Genomic DNA, 2,615 nt, shown 5'->3' on the forward strand with positions numbered 1-2,615 from the left:
ACATCCAGCCGAAGGTCGGCACGGCGGACGCCGCCCCGGCCGGCGCGCTCAAGGTCGCCGTCACCGGCGGCCGGCTGACGACCGTCAAGGTGAGTGACGAGGCCGGCCAGGAGGTGGCCGGCACCATCGCCGCCGACGGTTCGAGCTGGACCCCGTCGGGCCCGCTCGCGGTCGGCACCGCCTACCGGGTGAGCGCGCGGGCGGCGGACGCCGGCGGCGTGGTCGCCGAGGCGGACAGCAGTTTCACCACGCTGACGCCCGAGCGCGAGGCCAAGGCGAGCGACAACGTCGACAACGACGCCGTCTACGGTGTCGGCATGATCGTCTCGGTCGCCTTCGACAAGGACGTGCGGAACAAGGAGGCGGTGGCGAAGGGCATCACCTTCAAGACCAGCGACGGCACCGTGGTGAGGGGCCACTGGTTCGGCGACCGCCGGCTGGACTTCCGTCCGGAGAAGTACTGGACCCCGGGCACGAAGGTCACCGTCCAGTACCGGCTGAAGAGCGTGGAGATCGCGCCGGGCGTCTACGGGGGAGTCGACCGGGACGAGCCCTTCACTATCGGGCGATCCCAGATCTCGACGGTTGACGCCGGGACGCACCGGATGACGGTGGTCCAGAACGGTCAGAGCTCGGTCGTCGAGATCACCTCGGGCTCGCCCGAGCACCCGACCTGGAACGGCACCATGGTGGTCATGTCCAAGGAGGGCGTGGTGCGGATGCGGTCCAGCACCCTGCCCGGGATGACCGGCGAGCCCTACGACCTCCAGGTCCCGCACTCCATGCGGCTCACCGACTCCGGCACCTATGTGCACGGCAACTACTGGAGCGACGCCTTCGGCGAGGACAATGTGAGCCACGGCTGCGTGGGTCTGAAGGACGTCAAGGGCGGTGGCGCGGGCACCTCGGCGGGGCGGTTCTACGACGGCTCGCTGATCGGGGACGTCGTCACCGTGCGGAACTCCTCCCGCGGCCAGGTCGCGCCGGACAACGGGCTCAGCGGCTGGAACCTCGACTGGAACGCCTGGTAACACCCGGCACACCGTGACCCCCACCTGCCCGAACGCGGGTTCGGGTTGCACGCGGCATATGCCGAAACACCCGTGATCGTTTGCTCATTGTCCGTACGCGGCCGCTTGCGTTCCGCAATGATGGACCGCATGGCGGGTTGGGGCGAAACAGATCAGTCATCACTTCCGGGATCCAGCTTGGTCGCTGACGCATCGTTGGAACCGTTCCAGGACGCCCTCGCGGCCCTGGAGCGACTCAGCTCCGACGAGCTGGAGCGGTTGTACGTCGGGAGATTGTGCGACCGGGACGCGCCGCGCGAGGTGCGGCTGCCGTCCCGGCCGGCGACCGGCCCGTTGGCGCGCCGGCTGGTGCTCACGGCCCTGGAGGCCTGGGACCTCCACCAGCACCTGGAGGTGGGTGAGTTACTCACCAGTGAGCTCGTCGCCAACGCGGTGCGGCACGCCGCCGGCCGGACGATCGGACTGCACGTGGTGCGCAAGCCGGGCTGGGTCCGGGTGGAGGTGCGGGACTCCTCGCGGGCGCTGCCGTGCATGATCCTGGCCGAGCCGCTGCCGGTCAACGAGCGCGGGCGCGGGCTCCAGGTGGTCGACGACCTGGCCGACCGCTGGGGCGCCGACCTGCTGCCGCGCGGCAAGGGCGTCTGGTTCGAGCTGAAGGTCCGCGATCGCCTCTGAGTCCGCCGGGCGCGCGGGAAAACACGCGGGGCCCCCGATTCACCGTGGTCCGGTGGCTGGGGGCCCCTGCAGGTCATCGCGCCGGCCAAGGGGGTGCGTGCCGCGCGATGGGCGTCGGCCGTGCCAGGTCGGGCCAGCCGAAGTCTTGTCGCGCCCAGGGGCGCGCCAGTCGCTGGCGTCCGCCCTTGGACATCTCGACTATCGCATGGATCTCAGCATGCGGGCAAACCGGGCGGCTTCGATTTCAAGGTTTGTAACTTAGTTCACCTTGGGAATTTGCATAGGTTCACGCGACGGCCTGAGATTATTCATGATCGGCACGAAACATGGCCGGGCCCGACGACGCCTGCCCGCCGGGTCGGCCGGTGGATCGGCCGGTGGATCGGGTCGCGCGGTGGATCAGTCGCGCGGTGGGAGGACGTTCTGCGCGAACTGGGTGAGGACGTTGCCCGGGGGGCTGTAGCTGCAGACGATGTACGTCTCGTACCAGGTGCCGCCGTGGCCGAAGGCACGGGCGCAGCCGAGGCGGGTGGAGGACTTCCAGACCACCTGGGTGAAGAGGCCGGTGGCGGGGGAGAAGTCGGGCCGCGCGTAGTCGTAGTCGCGGTGCTGCGCGTACCAGCCGTCCACGGCCTGGCGGCAGGTGGCGCGGATGGCGGCGCTGTTGCCGAACCAGGACTGGTTCTCGCCGTACGCGGGGTCGAGGCCGGCGTGGCCGCCGGAGAGGCCCTCGTAGGTGGAGAGCCGGGCGACCCGGGTCCTGGCGTAGTCCTGGACGGCGGGGTCCAGGGTCAGCGGCGGGACGCCGTGGCGGGCGCGGTGGTCGTTGTGGGCGCGCAGGCAGTCGTCGGCGAAGGCCGCGTCGCCGGCGTCCGGCAGCGCGGCGTGCGGCTGGAGCGGACGTCCGCG

Annotated in this window: 3 protein-coding genes; 2 read left to right on the forward strand and 1 reads right to left on the reverse strand. The window is 70.6% G+C overall.

The features are described 5' to 3' along the window. Nucleotides 1-1,031 (forward strand): L,D-transpeptidase (locus tag ABD308_RS30915; protein WP_344342358.1); only part of this gene is annotated, 1,031 nt, incomplete at its 5' end. Between the two features lie 177 nt (nucleotides 1,032-1,208). After that, on the forward strand, nucleotides 1,209-1,706 hold the full coding sequence (locus tag ABD308_RS30920) for an ATP-binding protein (protein WP_344342360.1): 498 nt from the start codon (nucleotides 1,209-1,211) through the stop codon (nucleotides 1,704-1,706). A 399-nt stretch (nucleotides 1,707-2,105) separates the two neighbouring features. Here ABD308_RS30920 and ABD308_RS30925 read toward each other — a convergent pair. Beyond that, nucleotides 2,106-2,615 (reverse strand): CAP family protein (locus tag ABD308_RS30925; RefSeq protein ID WP_344342362.1); only part of this gene is annotated, 510 nt, incomplete at its 5' end.

The sequence above is a fragment of the Kitasatospora putterlickiae genome (assembly GCF_039527695.1).
Classification (GTDB): Bacteria; Actinomycetota; Actinomycetes; order Streptomycetales; family Streptomycetaceae; genus Kitasatospora; species Kitasatospora putterlickiae.